Here is a 14,719-nt window from a genome sequence, read left to right as displayed (position 1 = left end):
ATGCCGATTGGGAAGAATGCGCACTGGGGTCAAGTGCGCTTTCGGGGACATCAACATGGCACAACACGGCAAGACACATACATCGCGCACAGCACTGCTGTTCGTGGTCGTCGTCTGCGTTGTGATCCTGCTGCTGGAAGCCTGGACGGCCTGGCGCGCCCGCGAAGTGGCCCTGTCCGAATCGACCACCGATGCCTCCAACGTGGCGCTGGCGCTGATCCAGCATGCCGAGCAGTCCATCAAGGAAGCCGACATCGTCCTGGAAACCGTGCAGGAACACCTGGACCACGAAGACCGCAGCGCCAGCGCCCGCATCCGCACCCACGACTTCATGATCCGCAGCGTGGCCAGCCTGCCGCAACTGGCGCAACTGACCGTGGTGGACGAACAGGGCCGCACCGTGGCCAGCTCGCAGCAACGCATGGTGCAAACGGGCTCGCCGGTGCAGGATGACTATTTCCAGTACCACCAGCACCGCCGCAGCGACCGCCCCTTCATCGGCCAGCCCATGCGCAGCCACGTCACCGGTCAGCGCACCCTCACCGTCAGCCGCCGCATCAATCACGTCGATGGCAGCTTTGCCGGGGTCATCGTGGCAGAGATCGACCTGGCGTATTTTCAGCGCTACTACGAACAATTCAACATCGGCCCTCATGGCGTCATCCTGTTCGGTCTGACCGGGGGCTCGCTGATCCTGCGTCGTCCACTGCTGGCGGACATGACCGACCGCAGCCCGGCCATGTCGGAGGCCCTGCGCAAGCATATGGAACAGGCCCGGCGGGGCTCCTTCGCGATGCGTTCCGAGCGCGATGGCGTGGAGCGCATCAGTTGCTTCCAGCAAGGCGAGGCCTATCCCATCTTCACCGTCGTCGCGCTGGCCAAGGATGACATCCTGGAAGACTGGAGCCGCCACGTCTGGGTGCGCGGCATTGGCGTGGTGCTGCTGCTGGCGGTGATCTGCTTTGGCGGCAAGCGGCTGGTAGTGCTGGTGGCGGGACGCGAACGTGCCGAAGCGCAGGCCATTGCCGCACGCCAGGAACTGGAAAGCCTGTACCGCACGCTGGAAGCGCAATCGCAGAAGGACGGGCTGACCGACGTCTTCAATCGCCGCTACTTCGACGCCGCCCTGGCCGCCGAGCTGGCGCGCCTGAACCGTACCGGCGAATCGCTGAGCCTGATGATGATCGACGTGGACCATTTCAAGCAGTTCAATGACACCTACGGCCACGCTGCCGGCGACGTCTGCCTGCGCCAGGTGGCCGCCGCCATCAGCACGGTGGCGCGCCGCCAGGGCGATATCGTGGCGCGCTATGGCGGCGAGGAATTCGCCGTGATCCTGCCCAACTGCCATCCCGGCAGCGCCCAGGGCTTGGCCCACCGGGTGGTGCAGGCCGTGCGCGGGCTGGAGATCGCCCATGAACGCAGCCCCATGGGCGTGGTGACCATCAGCGTGGGCGTGGCCAGCCTGGCCAGCGGCAAGTCCTTGCTGATCGAACCGCGCGAACTGATCGACAGCGCCGACGGCGCCCTGTATCGCGCCAAGGAAGAAGGGCGCGACCGCGCCGTGCAACGTCCCTTTGCCAGCGCGGCAGCGCCAGCGCAGAAAGCCACAGAGGATGCCGCAAAGAGCTCGCTCCAGGCCGCATCGGGAGCGCCGTCCGATTACTTGACCGTCAGGTGAGCCATGCGTTGCCTTATCCGATATCAGCTTCGCAACGAAGACGTGCCGGCCCACCATGAATTCACCGCCGACGCGCCGGACCTGGAACAGGTGATCCTGCACCTGACCGAATTCCTCCATCCGGAAGTGGTCTACGAATTCCTGCCGGTGCAGCCTGGCGGCCATGACACCATCACCCAGCTGCGCAACCGCATGAACCATGCGCGCGCCTACCTGGAGCAGTATTGCGGGCTGCAGAGCCTGTCCTACATGATCCTGCCCGACGGGCTCGATTCGACCCAGGGACGCTGGGCCACCCTGCTCATGCAGGGTGAAGAGGCTCAAGACGCCGACCTGCCCCTGCCCGCCCCCGACGCCTGAGACCCGCGCATTCAGTGGGCGGGTTGGGACTGGGACTGGCCCGCCGGCGACAGCGTCAGGCGACGGTCGGCCACGCAGCGCACGATGTCGGCATCGTGCGTCACCAGCAGTACCGCGCTGCCCACCGCCCTGGCCTGCTCCACCAGTAACGCCATCACTTCCTGCTGGGTCAGCGGATCCAGTCGCGAGGTCGGTTCGTCGGCAAAGATCAGCGCCGGCTTCATCAACAGCACCCGCGCCAGCGCAATGCGTTGCAGCTCGCCGCCCGAGACCTGGCGCGGCAGGCGATCCAGCAGCGCCGGGGCGATGCGCATGCGCTCCAGCAAGGCTTCCAGTTCCTGCCACGGCAGACCATGCAGGCGCACCAGATCCTGCAGGGAGCGCCGCAGCGGAATGCTCGGCGCGAACGCGGCGGCCGGGTCCTGGTAGATCTTCTGGAAGGCCGTGCGCGGCAAGCCCGGCGCCCGGAGGACCTGGCCGCTATCCGGTTGCAGCAGGCCCAGCAGGATGTTGCCCAGACTGGTCTTGCCCGAACCGCTGGGACCGCTGACGGCCACCACCTCACCGGCATGGAGACGGGCGCTGACGCCCGCGAACAAGGCCTGCTCGCCGAAGGACTTGCTGATCTCGCGCAACTCGGCGATGACAGCGGCATCCGCGCGGGGTGTACGTACCTCGGGCAGCGGCCAGCATGCCGGATCGGCGCCCAGCAGGCGGCGCGTGTAGGCATGTCGCGGCTGCGCCAGCAGCGCCTCTGCACTGCCCTGCTCGACCATCGCGCCGTCTTGCAGCACCGCCAGTTGCCCACCCAGGGCGCGCGCCAGCCAGACATCATGGGTGATGCACAACAGGCTCACGCCCTCAGCCTGTGCGGCCTGCAACAGGGCCAGCACTTCGCCGCGGCGATCCACGTCCAGTCCCTTTGTAGGTTCGTCGATGATCATCAGCGGCGCCCCGGCCGCATGGGTGGCCAGGAAGGCGACGCGCTGGGCCATGCCGCCCGAGATCATGAAGGGATACTTGTCGGCGGCGGCTTCCAGGCCCAGGCTGGCCAGGGCGCGTCGGGCCGAGGCAGCGGCCTGGCTGCGCGCACGGCGCAGGCTCTCGTTCTGCTGGTCAGGCGCGCTCTGGCTCACCAGCTCATAGGTCTCGGCGACCTGGCGCGCCACGGTCATGGTCGGGTCCAGCGCCAGCCAGGGCTCCTGCGGCAGCAAGGCAATGCGTCGTCCCCAGCCGCTCTGGCGGCTGCGGCCATCGGCGGCGTCACTGTACTGACCCGCCAGGGAAATGGAACCGGTGGCGCGCAGGCTGGCCGGCAGATTACCCATGATGGCCTGGGCCAGCAGCGACTTGCCCGAACCGCTCTCGCCCAGCAAGCTCAGCACGCCGCCGACAGGGACGGCAAAGCTGACGCCGCCCACCAGTGGTTGCTGGCCATGCCAGACGGTGAGGTCCTCGACGCGCAGGGCGTCCAGTGGCAGGGAAGCGTTCATGCGGCCTCCCCTTGCGACGACAGCAGCAGCAGACCCAGCAAGCCAAGGAATAGCACCAGCACCGGCGAGGCCACCAGCCACGGGGCCTCGCGGTAATACGGCAACAGTTCGATCATCATCACGCCCAGTTCCGGCGTGGGCGGCTGCAGGCCGACGCCGACGAAGCCCAGCGCCGACATCGCCAGCACCGCACCGGCCAGGCCGAAGCGCACCAGCGTCAACAGGCGCGGCAGCAAGGCCGGCAAGAGATGGCAGCGGACGATATAGAGCGCGCCGAAGCCCAGCAGGCGCGACGCTTCCACCTGCGGACTGGCCAGCAGGATGCGGCTGGCCGCCCGGACCACGCGGAAATACTCCACCCACAGCGCCAGCGAGATGCCCACGTACAAGGGCCAGAATCCCCCCGGTGCAAAGGCGGCCAGCAGCAGCACCAGCAACAGCCCCGGCAAGGCCAGCACGGCATCGGCCAGCGCCGCCAGCACGCGCTCGGTCCAGCCGCCGCACCAGGCCGCCAGCAGGCCGATGAGGCTGCCCGGGATGGCCGCCGAGAGCACGCTCAGCAGCGCCAGCGACAAGGACAGCCGCGCCCCATGCGCCAGCCGCGCCAGCATGCTGCGCCCCAGCTGATCGAAGCCCAGCGGCTCGGCCAGGCTGGGCGTTTCCAGGTAGCGCGCCAGTTGCTGGCGGGCCGGATCGGTATCGATGACAAGCGGCCCCAGCAAGGCAAAGCCGGCCACCAGCAGCAGCAAGACCAGCCCGCTCCACTGCCCCGCGCTCCAGCGCCGTGGGCCAGCCTGCTCCAGCAGCGGCAGGGAAGACGACAAGGTACTCATGCGCGGCCTCGCGGATCAAGAAAGGCGCAGGCCGCATCGACCAGCGCGTTGAACAGAACGAACATCAGGCCCAGCACCAGGGCCGTGCCCTGGATCATCGGCACATCGCGGCCAAAGATCGCATGCACCAGCGCATGGCCGATGCCGGGCCAGGCGAAGATGGTCTCCACCAGCACCACGCCTTCGACCAGCATGACCAGTTGCACGCCCAGGTAGGCAGTGACGGGGGCAGCGACATTGCGCAGGCCGTGGCGCGCCAGCGCCTGGGCTGGCGAGAGGCCCTTGGTCAGGGCGAAGGCAAAGTACGCCGACTGCCGTACCTGCACCATGGCATCGCGCGCTACCCGGCAAGACACGGCGGCCAAGCCCAACGCCAGCGTCAGCGCCGGCAGCAGGATGCCGCCATGGTCGCCATGGCCGGCGGCGGGCAAGGCGCCCAGCTGCACCGAGAACAGCAAGACCAGGATCAGCCCCAGCAGGAAGGACGGCAAGGCCCGCAAGCCCACCGACAGCGCCAGCGTGGCGCGGTCCAGCCAGCGGCCGGGATGCAGTCCCGCCAGCACGCCCAGGGTCGGTCCGACCAGCAGCGACAAGGCCATCGCCAGCAGCGACAGGCGCAGTGTCGGACCGAGCTGATGGGCGATCTCCGCCAGCACCGGCTGGGAGCTGACCTGGGAGACGCCCAGGTCCAGGTGCAGCAGGCGGCTCCACCACTCCGACAAGGCCATGAACCAGGGCCGGTCCAGCCCCAGTTCATCGCGCACGGCCAAGGCGGCCTCGGTGGTGACCATGTCATAGCCGTAGCGGCCCGCAGCGATGCGATAGGCCATGTCGCCAGGCAGCATGCGCGTCATGAAGAAGCACAGCGTACCCACCAGCAGGGCCACCAGGACGGCCTGCAACAGTCGCGGCACCAGGGCCGCCGCCAGCCGCTGGCCGCTGCGGGCGGAAAGAAAACGGTTCAGGTCCATTGCAATGAAGAAATCCGGTAACTGCGTTCAAAGGGATCGATGCTGGCGCCGCGTACGCGCCGGCTCACGGCGCAGGTCTGGCGATACCAGACCACCGGGATCACCGGCAACTGCTCTTGCAGCAGCGCCACGATGCGTGCGCGCTCGGCGTTGCCCTTGGCGGCGGCGTCAGCGGGCGTTGCGGCAAGGCGCGCCAGCAGGGCCGGCACTTCCTGGTTGTCCCAGCCCATCGCGCCCCAGTCGCCGCCTTGCGGGCCAAAGTCCTGCAAGAGGCTGGCCACCGGATCGGGCAGATTGCCGTAGTTGCGCGCGGCCAGCGCCATCTGCAACTGGCCGCTGCGATGGCCGGCGGGGATGTCGCTGGAGTTGCCGATCACCACCCGCACCGCCATGCCGATCTGGCGCATCTCTTCCTGCAAGGCCGTGGCGATGAGCGGCAGCTCAGGGCGATCCACGAAGGTGGTCAGGTTCAGCGCCATGCGCTGGCCATCGCGACGCCGCACGCCATCACTGCCAGGCCGCCAGCCGGCCTGGTCCAGCAGGCTGCGCGCCTGCTGCAGGTTGGTGCGCAAGGGCGCCAGTGCGGCGTCGTGCCAGCGCGCCAGCGACGGCGGAAAGAGTTGCGTAGCGCCCAGGTCGGGATCGCGCAGCAAGGCGCGGGCGATGCCCTCGCGCTCGATGCACAGGGAGATGGCGCGGCGCACCCGCACATCGGCCAGCAGCGGATGGCCGGCATTGAGCTTGAGGAGGGTGGTACGCGGCAGCATGGCCGAGAGCAGGCTGGCGCGCGGGCTATCCTGCAGGGCGCGGATGCTGGGCGGGTCCAGCGAGAAGGCCAGGTCGGCCTGGCCGCTCTGGACCAGCAACGTACGCGTCTCCGCACGCGAGACGCTGATGTAGCGGGCACGCTGGACCACCTTGCCCACATCGCTGCCCGCCCCGCTGCCAGAAACGCTGCCCGCAACCCGTTCGACCTCGAACTGCTGCGGCAAGGCGATGGAACGGATACGGAAGGGGCCGCTGCCGATGATGGCCACCACATTGCCCTGCGCATCGAAGCTGGCCGGCGCCAGGATCTGGGTGGTGTAATGGGTCAGCAGATAAGGCAGCGGACCGAAGGGACGGCGCAGCACGACCACCAGGGTCTGCCCCTCCACACGGAGGGCGGCGATATCGGCCAGGCGCAGCACGCCCGGACGCGCCTGCGCCCGTTGCAGGCAGGCCAGGATGCTGGCCGGCGTGAGCGCCGAGCCGTCGTGGTAGCGCAGCCCGCTGCGCAAGACGAAACGCCATTGCAGACCGTCGGCGCTGACGCTCCAGGCGCTGGCCACGGAGGGCTGGAGCTGGCCGGCATCGTCCACTTCCAGCAAGGTTTCCAGCACCTCCATGCGGGCGAACATGTAGCCCGAGCGGGTGGGATCGAGTCCGGTCAGCTCCCACGGCCCCACCACGGTCAGCATGTCCTTGCCGGCGTGTGCGATGTCGCCGTGCGCATGACCGGCCTCATCCCCATGGGCCAGCGCCGCGTGCCAGGGGCTGGCGGACAGCGTGGCCGCCAGCGGCGTGAAGAGCAACAGATCGCGCCGTTTGCGCGAAGGTGGTTGACTAGCCAAGACCATCCTCAGAACTTGATATTGAGCGCCAGCGTCGCATTGCGCTCGTCGCCAGGCATGATCCACAGGCTGTTGTAGGAACTGCTGTAGTAACGCTTGTTGAAGAGATTATTGACGTCCAGCGAGAGCTTCATCTTCGGCGTGAACTGCCAATAGGCCAATGCCCGGGCCGTGACGTAACTGGGCAGCATGAAGCTGCCGGCCTGATCGCCCGTGCGCCGGCCCACATAGTTCAGGCCACCGCCCACGCCATAGGGCGCACCGTGCGCATCGGCATCCTCGAACACGGCCAGCAGGCTGGCGGAGCTGCGCGGGATATTCACCAGCCGCGAACCCACTGGCAAGGTGTTGTCCCGGCTGACGTAGGCGTCGGTATAGGCCAGGTTGCCGGTCACGCGCCAGTGGTGGCCCAGCCTGGCGTTGGCATCGAGCTCCACGCCCTTGCTGCGGACCTCGCCAGCGGCAATCGAAAAGTTGGGATTGGCCGGATCGGTCGTCAGCACGTTCTGCTTGGTGATATCGAAGACCGCCAGGGTCGCGCCGCTGCGCTTGTCCTCGCTCTGGAATTTCAGGCCGGCTTCTGCGGCCCGCGAGGTCTCGGGGCTGAAGGCATTGCCGCTGACGTCGCTGCCGCTGTTGGGACGGAAGGACTTGCTGGCGCTGACGTAGACCGACCAGGATGGAGTAAGCAGGTAGGTCAGGCCCAGGCGTGGCGAGTAGGCGTGCTTGTCCTGGCGGGTGACGGCGCCATTGCGCAGGTTGTTGAGCGTGGAACGGAAAGCATCGGCGCGCACGCCGGCCAGCAGCCTCCAGCGCTCGGACAGACTGAGCTGGTCTTGCAGGTAGAGGCCGGTGCTGATCTGGCGCTCGCTGGTATCGGTATTGGCCGTGGGCGTCGGCTGGGCCTGGCCATAGACGGGGTTGTAGATATTGACCGCGTAGGGGGCGACGTTGCTGGGATTGATGCGCAGCATGCGCTGATCCAGCGTGAGCCAGTCCACCTCGGTTCCCACCAGTACTTCATGGCCGACGCCAGCGGTGGCGAACTTGCCGCCGATCTCGGCCTGCAGCGAGGTATCGTGCCAGCTGTAGTCGCGATAGCGGCGCTGGCGCCGCAGCGTGGCATTGTCGGCTTGCAGCGCAAAGGCCTCGGTGGAATAGCCATCCAGGCTGCCTTCCTTGTGGAAGATACCGGTGCGCAGATGCCAGTTCTCGTTGAGGCGCTGCTCCAGCGTCAACAGGTGATTCTGGTTCTGCATCTTGATGTCGCCGTCATTGGGCTCGCCCAGGAAGCGCGACACCGGCAGCACGCCGGCATTGCCATTGACTGCGACAATGCCGCGATCCAGCGGCGCCTTCTGACGCAGGAACTCGCCTTCGTAGTTCAGTATCGTGTTCTCGGTCAGCAGCCAGGTGAAGGCCGGCGCGAAGAATTCGCGCTCGCTGCGGACCTGGTCGCGCATGCTGCCCTTGTGCTCCATGGCGGCATTGAGGCGGTAGGCCACGGTGCTGCTGAGCGCCCCGGTGGAATCGACCGCGCTGCGATAGGCGTCGTTGCTGCCGATGGACAGGTCCAGCGCATTGGCGGACTTGAATTGCGGCTTCTTGGTCACGACGTTGATGGTCCCGCCCGGCTCGCTGTTGCCATACAGGGCCGCAGCTGGCCCCTTGAGGAAGTCCACGCTCTCCACATTGGCCATATCACGCGGCGGTGCATAGCCGCGATTGGAGGCGAAGCCGTTCCAGAGGATGTTCATGCCGCCGTTTTCACTGCCGGAAAAACCACGGATGGAATAGTTGTCCCAGAGCCCGCCGAAGTTGTTCTGCCTGGCCACGCCGCTCACGTAGAGCAGCACATCATCGAGCCGGGTCGCGGCAAGATCATCGATCAACTGGCGCGAGACCACCTGCACCGACTGCGGCAATTCCTGCAGGGGTGTCTCGGTGCGGGTGGCGCTGCTGGTGCTGCTCTGGCGATACTGCTGGCGCTCGCCCTGCCCGGTCACCACGATCTCGCCCAGGTCTCCCTCCTGCTTGCCGGCGGCATCGGCAGCCCAGCTCACGGACGGCGTCTGGCCCAGCGCCAACGCGCCCAGCACGGCCGCGCGCAATGCGGTCATCTTCATCTTCTTCCCTTGTCGTTATGGCGTGCTGCGGCAGTGGGACGGACCTGTGCCGCAAGACATGGCGGTCGGCGTGACCGGCCAGGCCCGGCATTTTATGCAACAAAGTTGCATTTTACAAGTGGAATGACTCGCATTTAGAACGGACTGCGCGGCATGAGGAAAGGCGCCAGACCAGGCGCCATGCGGGTCAGCGAGCGGTGGGGCGGACGCCCGGCACAGGGTGCGGCAATTTGCCGCACCCTGTTGCGCCGACCGGCCTCAGAGCCAGCCGGCCTTGCGCAGCCGCCGCCACAGCAGCGTGCAGGCGCTGACGATGCCGCCCAACACCAGCGGGAAGCTCCATTCCCACGACAGGCCCGGCATATGGGCGAAGTTCATCCCGTAGAGACTGAAGATCATGGTCGGGATGGCCAGGATCGCACCCCAGCCGGCCAGGGTCTGCACGATCTCGTTCTGGTGGATGGTGACCTGGGCCAGGTTGATCTGCACGGCCGATTCCACCATTTCCCGCAGGCGGTCGCCGGTATCGATGAAGCGCACCACGTGGTCGTAGATGTCGCGGAAGTAGGCCTTGCCGTCCTTGGTGATGAGGCCCTCGTGGAAGCGCAGCAATTGCGTGCAGACGTCCAGCAGCGGCGAGGCCGCCGAGCGCAGGCGGATCAGTTGGCGCTTCAACTGGTACAGCTCCTGCAGGTAGGCCTTGCCGCTGATGGTGCCGGGATTGAAGAGCTGTTCTTCGTACTGGCTGAACTTGGCTTCGAGGTCGTCCATGATGGGACGGTAGTTGTCCACCACGAAGTCCATGATGGAATAGAGCACGAAGCTGGGGCCGCGCACCAGGCGCTCGGGCAGCATCTCGCAGTGTTCGCGCACCTTGGCATAGCTGCGCGAGGCGCCATGGCGCACCGTGACCACGAAGCGCGGGCCGGTGAGGATGTGGGTCTCGCCGAACTGCACTTCGCCGCCGGTCAGCTGGGCCGTGTGCAGGACCACGAAGAGGGTGTCGCCATACTCCTCGATCTTGGGGCGCTGGTGGGCGGCGTAGGCGTCTTCCACGGCCAGCTCGTGCAGGCAGAATTCTTCCTTGATCTTGTTCATCAGCTCGACGTTGGGCTCCAAGAGGCCCAGCCAGACGAAGGTACCCTCCTCTTCCAGCACGTCGCTGATCTCGTCGAGGCTGATCTCGCGCAGCTTCCTGCCCTTCTTGTAGACCGTGCAATTGACGATCATCTCGGGATCGATCATGTCTCTTTCCTGTCTTCCTGTTTGTTGTTCTGGCCAGATCAGCCCGGCAGTCGCCGCCAGCGCAGCCGCTGCCGGAACACCTGTGCCATGATGACGCCGCCCAGCGTGATGACGCCGCCCACGGCATGATAGCCATGCAATTGCTCACCCAGCGCCAGCACGGCAATGATGACAGTAAATACCGGCATCAGGTTCACGAAGATGGCGCAACGGCTCGCCCCCAGATACGCCACGCCGCGCATCCACAGGAACTGCGAAATGATGGAAGCGGCAATACCGGCATAGAGCAGGATGGGCAGGTTCTCGCGCGTGACCGGCGAGTGATGGCCCAGCACGAAACCGGGAAACAGCAGCACCACCGCCATGAGCACCTGCATGTACAGCAGTTGCCAGGTCCGCAGCGGCAGGGCCCAGCGGCGCAGCATCACGCCATACAGGCCATAGGCGATGGTGGCCAGCAGCATGAGCAGGTCGCCCGTGACCACGCCCTGTTCGAACAGCGCCAGCGGATGGCCGCGCCCGATCAGCACCGCCAGTCCCAGCAGCGACAGGATGCCGCCGCCCAGGGTGCCCACGGTGGGCGGTTCGGACAGCAGCTTGATGCTCAGCACGAGGGTCAGCAGCGGCATGAGCGAAGCGATGATGCCCATGCTGGTGGCCGAGGCCGTGGCGGCGGCGAAGTAGGCCAGGCTCTGGAACAGCACCATGCCCAGCAGCGCGAGCACCACGATCTTGCCCAGGTGCGGCCGGATCTGGGCACGCGCCGCCCAGGTCTGGCGCGCCAGGAAGGGCGACATCAGCAGCGCCGCCAGCACCCAGCGATAGAAGGAGATGTCTTCCGGTGCAATGACGCTGGCCGACATCTTGCTGATGACAGTATTGCCGGCCCAGATCAACACTGCGCCGAGGGGAAACCAGAGGTGTTTGTAGTGCATCGCTATCCTCAACGTTGTCGATCAGGCCGGACGGTTGTCGTCGCGCCCGGCCATCTCGGCCCCGGCGTCATGCGGCAGTTGGCGCAGCATCAGCAGCGCGCAAGCCGCCACCGCCCCCACCACCAGGAAGGCCGGCCAGAAATCCTGCGCCACCAGCGTGGCATGGCCCTGGATTTCGTTGGACATCTGCAAGGCAAACCCGGCCAGCACCACGCCCATGCCGATGGACAGTTGCTGGGCCACGCTGGCCATGCTGGTGGCCTGGCTCAGGCGCAGCTTGTCGACATCGGCGTAGGAGATGGCGTTGAGGCTGGTGAACTGCAGCGAGCGGAAGCAGCCGCCGATGAGCAGGATCACCACCATCAGCAGGTAAGGCGTCTGCGGCGTGAAGGTGGCAATGGCCCACAGGCCCAGCACGCCCAGCGCGCCATTGACCAGCAGCACGCGACGGAAACCGTAGCGGCGCAGGAAACGCGCGGCGATGGTCTTCATGAACATGGCCCCCGCCGCCGAGGCGCAGGTCAGCATGCCCGAATGGAAAGGCGTATAGCCAAAGCCCAGTTGCAGCATCAGCGGCAGCAGGAAGGGAATGGCGCCGATGCCCACGCGATAGAAAGAACCGCCGAAGACGCCGGCGCGCAGGGTGGGAATCTTCAGCAGCGCCAGGTCGATCAACGGCGCGCTGGCGCGGCGCGCATGCCAGACGTAGGCCGCCAGGAACACCAGCCCGGCCAGCACGCAGGTCAGCGCCACCTCACCCGAGACCAGATGGCGTCCCGCCGTGGCCAGGCCCATCATCAGCAGCGAGCAACCCAGCGCCGAGAGCAGGAAGCCCTTCAGGTCCAGCGGTGCGACCTGCTCGGCCTTGAGGTCGGGAATGAAGCGCGTGGCCAGGTAGAGGCCCAGGATGCTGATCGGGATGTTGATGAAGAAGATCCAGCGCCAGTGGAAATAAGTGGTGATGAAGCCGCCCAGCGGCGGCCCCAGCACGGGACCGAACAAGGCAGGAATGGTCAGGTAGGACAAGGCCTTGACCAGGTTGACCTTTTCCACGCTGCGCAGGATCACCAGCCGCCCGACCGGCACCATCATGGCGCCCCCGATGCCCTGCAGGAAGCGGGCCGCCACGAATTGCGGCAGGGTCGAGGAGACGCCGCACAGTATCGAGCCCAGCATGAACACGCAGATGGCCGAGCGGAAGATGGTGAGCGAGCCGAAGCGGTCCGCCATCCAGCCCGAGATCGGGATGAACACGGCCAGGCTGACCAGGTAGGAGGTCAGCGCCAGCTTGAGCGAAATGGGATCGACATTCATGTCCAGCGCCAGCGCTGGCAAGGAAGTCGAGATGACGGTGGAATCCATCTGTTCCATGAACAGCGCACAGGCGACGATCAGGGGAATGATGAAGGTGCGTGGGATAGGCATGGGCAAAGGGGTGGATGAAGCCGCGATGGCAGCCTGCAGCGCAAATGACCGGCATTGCAGAGCGCCCGGCAAGCCTTCAAGTATACCTTTTACGCTATCATGCTGCCGGCGGCCGCCCTGGCCGCCGCCCTCATCGCCGCCCACGCTTCATGAACGATTGCTTCGCCCTCCTCGACGACCACCAGGCCAGCCCGGCCGACCCACGCTCGCGCCTATATACCAGGCATGTGCGCACGCTCTGCTGCACCGATGCGGCGGGCTTTGCGGGCCTGCTGGAGGAGATGCAGACAGCCCTGCGCGCCGGCCTGCACGCCGTGGCGCTCTGGAGCTATGAACTGGGCGCGGCGCTACAGGGCTTGCCGCATCATCGGCTGCAAGGACCATTGGCGCGTGTGCTGCTGTTTGCCCATTGCGAGCGCCTGGCCGCGACCGAGGTCGATACCTGGCTGGCCGCGTCGTGTCAGGCGGATGGTGCCGATATGTTCACGTCAGGCGGCATCGCCAACCTGCGCAGCAGCGTGGACGAAGCCGCCTTCAGCGCGGCCATCGCCCGTATCCGCGACTACATCGCCGCTGGCGACACCTACCAGGTCAACTACACGTATCGCCTGCATGGCGATGTCCATGGTGACGCCATCGGCCTGTATCGCCGTCTGCGCGCGCGTCAGCCGGTGCCCTATGGCGCGCTGGTGCGCGACGAGCTGGGCGGCATGGTGCTGTCGTGTTCACCGGAACTGTTCGTCTCGCACCAGCAGGGCGTGCTCAAGGCCAAGCCCATGAAGGGCACCGCGCGCGCCCTGCCCCCCGAGCAGGAAGGTGCAGAAACGGTCAACGCGCAACGCGCCCTGGCGCTGGCCGCCGATGAAAAGAACCGCGCCGAGAACCTGATGATCGTCGACCTGCTGCGCAATGACCTGGGCCGCGTGGCCGTGCCAGGCTCGGTGCAGGTGCCGCATCTGTTCGACGTGCGCCGCTATGGGCAGGTGCTGCAGATGACCTCCACCATCCGCGCCCGCCTGCGCGAGCACGCCACGCTGGCCGACACCATCAACGCGCTCTATCCCTGTGGCTCCATCACCGGCGCCCCCAAGCGCCGCACCATGGAAATCATCCATGAACTGGAGAGCGAGCCGCGCGGACTCTACACCGGCGCCATCGGCTGGTTCGACGCGCCCCGCCCAGGCGGCCCGGCCATCGGCGACTTCTGCCTGTCGGTGCCGATCCGCACACTGGAACTGCAAGCGCCGCACGCAGGCCTGCGCAAAGCGGTCATGGGGGTGGGCGCCGGGATCGTCCATGACAGCCAGGCCGCTGCGGAATTTGCCGAATGCCAGTTGAAGTCCTCCTTCCTGACCGGTCTGGAAAAAGACTTCGGCCTCTTTGAAACCCTGCACGCCAGTCAACAGGCCTGCCGCCATCTGGATTTGCACCTGCAACGCCTGCAAGGCTCGGCCGCTGCGCTGGGTTTCCCTTACGACGAAGCAGCGATCCGCCAGCACCTGGCCGCCACCTGCGCCGGCCTGCCCGCCAATACCACACATCGCCTGCGCCTGGCGTTGGATGCGCAGGGCCGCATCACCATCCAGCACGCTCCGCTGACGCCATTGGCGGGGCCGGTCAAGATCTTCCTGGCCGAGACCGCCACCGACAGCCACGACCTCTTCCTGCGCCACAAGAGCACGCGCCGCGCGCGCTACGACGCTGCCTGGAAAGCGGCCGAACAGCGCGGCGGCTTCGACATGCTCTTCTTCAATGAACGGGATGAATTGACCGAAGGCGGACGCAGCAATGTCTTCGTCAGGATCGCTGGCCGCTGGTGCACGCCGCCCCTCTCTTCGGGCGTGCTGCCGGGCGTGATGCGGCGGGTGCTGCTGGCCGATCCCGCCTGGGATGCCGTGGAAGCCGTGATCACCCGCGCTGACCTGCTGGCGGCGCAGGAGATCGTGGTCTGCAATGCCTTGCGGGGAGCGCTGCCGGCTGTGCTGGTGAAGCCTTAGTTGCTTCCTGCCTTCCCGTTGATTACGCCTAGTTCACACG

The 14,719-nt window shown here is 66.6% G+C and carries 11 protein-coding genes; 3 read left to right on the top strand and 8 right to left on the bottom strand.

Features of this window, described 5'->3' with window-relative positions:
* Window positions 1–55: 55 nt before the first annotated feature.
* Together ACP92_RS07680 and ACP92_RS07675 are read left to right on the top strand one after the other, a co-directional pair.
* Window positions 56–1,681, top strand: coding sequence for a diguanylate cyclase (locus ACP92_RS07680; RefSeq protein ID WP_081441934.1), 1,626 nt, complete (start codon window positions 56–58; stop codon window positions 1,679–1,681).
* Window positions 1,682–1,684: 3 nt separating this feature from the next.
* Window positions 1,685–2,041, top strand: coding sequence for a hypothetical protein (locus tag ACP92_RS07675; RefSeq protein WP_013233549.1), 357 nt, complete (start codon window positions 1,685–1,687; stop codon window positions 2,039–2,041).
* Window positions 2,042–2,052: 11 nt separating this feature from the next.
* Here the strand turns inward: ACP92_RS07675 and ACP92_RS07670 are convergent, their stop codons facing one another.
* The 8 genes from ACP92_RS07670 to ACP92_RS07635 all read right to left on the bottom strand — a co-directional run bounded on the left by ACP92_RS07670 (window position 2,053) and on the right by ACP92_RS07635 (window position 12,682).
* Window positions 2,053–3,534 (bottom strand): ABC transporter ATP-binding protein, encoded by a 1,482-nt coding sequence (locus tag ACP92_RS07670; protein WP_013233548.1) that lies wholly within the window; start codon window positions 3,532–3,534, stop codon window positions 2,053–2,055.
* On the bottom strand, window positions 3,531–4,367 hold the full coding sequence (locus tag ACP92_RS07665) for an ABC transporter permease (RefSeq protein WP_013233547.1): 837 nt from the start codon (window positions 4,365–4,367) through the stop codon (window positions 3,531–3,533). The genes ACP92_RS07670 and ACP92_RS07665 overlap by 4 nt, the downstream gene beginning before the upstream one ends.
* Window positions 4,364–5,338, bottom strand: coding sequence for an ABC transporter permease (locus ACP92_RS07660; protein ID WP_013233546.1), 975 nt, complete (start codon window positions 5,336–5,338; stop codon window positions 4,364–4,366). The genes ACP92_RS07665 and ACP92_RS07660 overlap by 4 nt, the downstream gene beginning before the upstream one ends.
* The gene (locus ACP92_RS07655) at window positions 5,329–6,957 is read right to left on the bottom strand and encodes an ABC transporter substrate-binding protein (protein WP_013233545.1); all 1,629 of its coding nucleotides are present in this window, start codon (window positions 6,955–6,957) and stop codon (window positions 5,329–5,331) included. Before ACP92_RS07655 ends, ACP92_RS07660 begins: the two co-directional genes overlap by 10 nt.
* A gap of 2 nt (window positions 6,958–6,959) precedes the next feature.
* A complete protein-coding gene (locus tag ACP92_RS07650; protein ID WP_013233544.1) occupies window positions 6,960–9,077 on the bottom strand; it encodes a TonB-dependent siderophore receptor in 2,118 nt (705 codons plus the stop codon).
* A 258-nt stretch (window positions 9,078–9,335) separates the two neighbouring features.
* On the bottom strand, window positions 9,336–10,322 hold the full coding sequence (locus ACP92_RS07645; RefSeq protein ID WP_013233543.1) for a magnesium and cobalt transport protein CorA: 987 nt from the start codon (window positions 10,320–10,322) through the stop codon (window positions 9,336–9,338).
* 38 nt (window positions 10,323–10,360) lie between these two features.
* Window positions 10,361–11,257 carry a DMT family transporter gene (locus tag ACP92_RS07640; RefSeq protein WP_013233542.1) on the bottom strand — a complete coding sequence of 299 codons (897 nt, stop codon included), beginning with the start codon at window positions 11,255–11,257 and terminating at the stop codon, window positions 10,361–10,363.
* A 21-nt stretch (window positions 11,258–11,278) separates the two neighbouring features.
* Window positions 11,279–12,682, bottom strand: a complete 1,404-nt coding sequence (locus ACP92_RS07635; RefSeq protein WP_041310434.1) for an MFS transporter — start codon at window positions 12,680–12,682, stop codon at window positions 11,279–11,281.
* Window positions 12,683–12,831: 149 nt separating this feature from the next.
* Between ACP92_RS07635 and ACP92_RS07630 the strand changes: the two genes are divergently transcribed.
* Complete coding sequence (locus ACP92_RS07630) at window positions 12,832–14,679, top strand: chorismate-binding protein (protein ID WP_041310432.1); 1,848 nt, start codon at window positions 12,832–12,834, stop codon at window positions 14,677–14,679.
* Window positions 14,680–14,719: the final 40 nt, after the last annotated feature.

The organism is Herbaspirillum seropedicae, assembly GCF_001040945.1.
Classification (GTDB): domain Bacteria; phylum Pseudomonadota; class Gammaproteobacteria; order Burkholderiales; family Burkholderiaceae_D; genus Herbaspirillum; species Herbaspirillum seropedicae.
Note: the sequence above shows the minus strand (reverse complement) of the source record. Positions and strands in the feature narration are given on the sequence as shown.

What these genes read in the sequence shown, in the direction of transcription:
- ACP92_RS07680 (WP_081441934.1), top strand. Translation starts at nt 56, where the DNA reads ATGGCACAACACGGCAAGACACATACATCGCGCACAGCACTGCTGTTC.
- ACP92_RS07675 (WP_013233549.1), top strand. Translation starts at nt 1,685, where the DNA reads ATGCGTTGCCTTATCCGATATCAGCTTCGCAACGAAGACGTGCCGGCC.
- ACP92_RS07670 (WP_013233548.1), bottom strand. Translation starts at nt 3,534, where the DNA reads ATGAACGCTTCCCTGCCACTGGACGCCCTGCGCGTCGAGGACCTCACC.
- ACP92_RS07665 (WP_013233547.1), bottom strand. Translation starts at nt 4,367, where the DNA reads ATGAGTACCTTGTCGTCTTCCCTGCCGCTGCTGGAGCAGGCTGGCCCA.
- ACP92_RS07660 (WP_013233546.1), bottom strand. Translation starts at nt 5,338, where the DNA reads ATGGACCTGAACCGTTTTCTTTCCGCCCGCAGCGGCCAGCGGCTGGCG.
- ACP92_RS07655 (WP_013233545.1), bottom strand. Translation starts at nt 6,957, where the DNA reads ATGGTCTTGGCTAGTCAACCACCTTCGCGCAAACGGCGCGATCTGTTG.
- ACP92_RS07650 (WP_013233544.1), bottom strand. Translation starts at nt 9,077, where the DNA reads ATGAAGATGACCGCATTGCGCGCGGCCGTGCTGGGCGCGTTGGCGCTG.
- ACP92_RS07645 (WP_013233543.1), bottom strand. Translation starts at nt 10,322, where the DNA reads ATGATCGATCCCGAGATGATCGTCAATTGCACGGTCTACAAGAAGGGC.
- ACP92_RS07640 (WP_013233542.1), bottom strand. Translation starts at nt 11,257, where the DNA reads ATGCACTACAAACACCTCTGGTTTCCCCTCGGCGCAGTGTTGATCTGG.
- ACP92_RS07635 (WP_041310434.1), bottom strand. Translation starts at nt 12,682, where the DNA reads ATGCCTATCCCACGCACCTTCATCATTCCCCTGATCGTCGCCTGTGCG.
- ACP92_RS07630 (WP_041310432.1), top strand. Translation starts at nt 12,832, where the DNA reads ATGAACGATTGCTTCGCCCTCCTCGACGACCACCAGGCCAGCCCGGCC.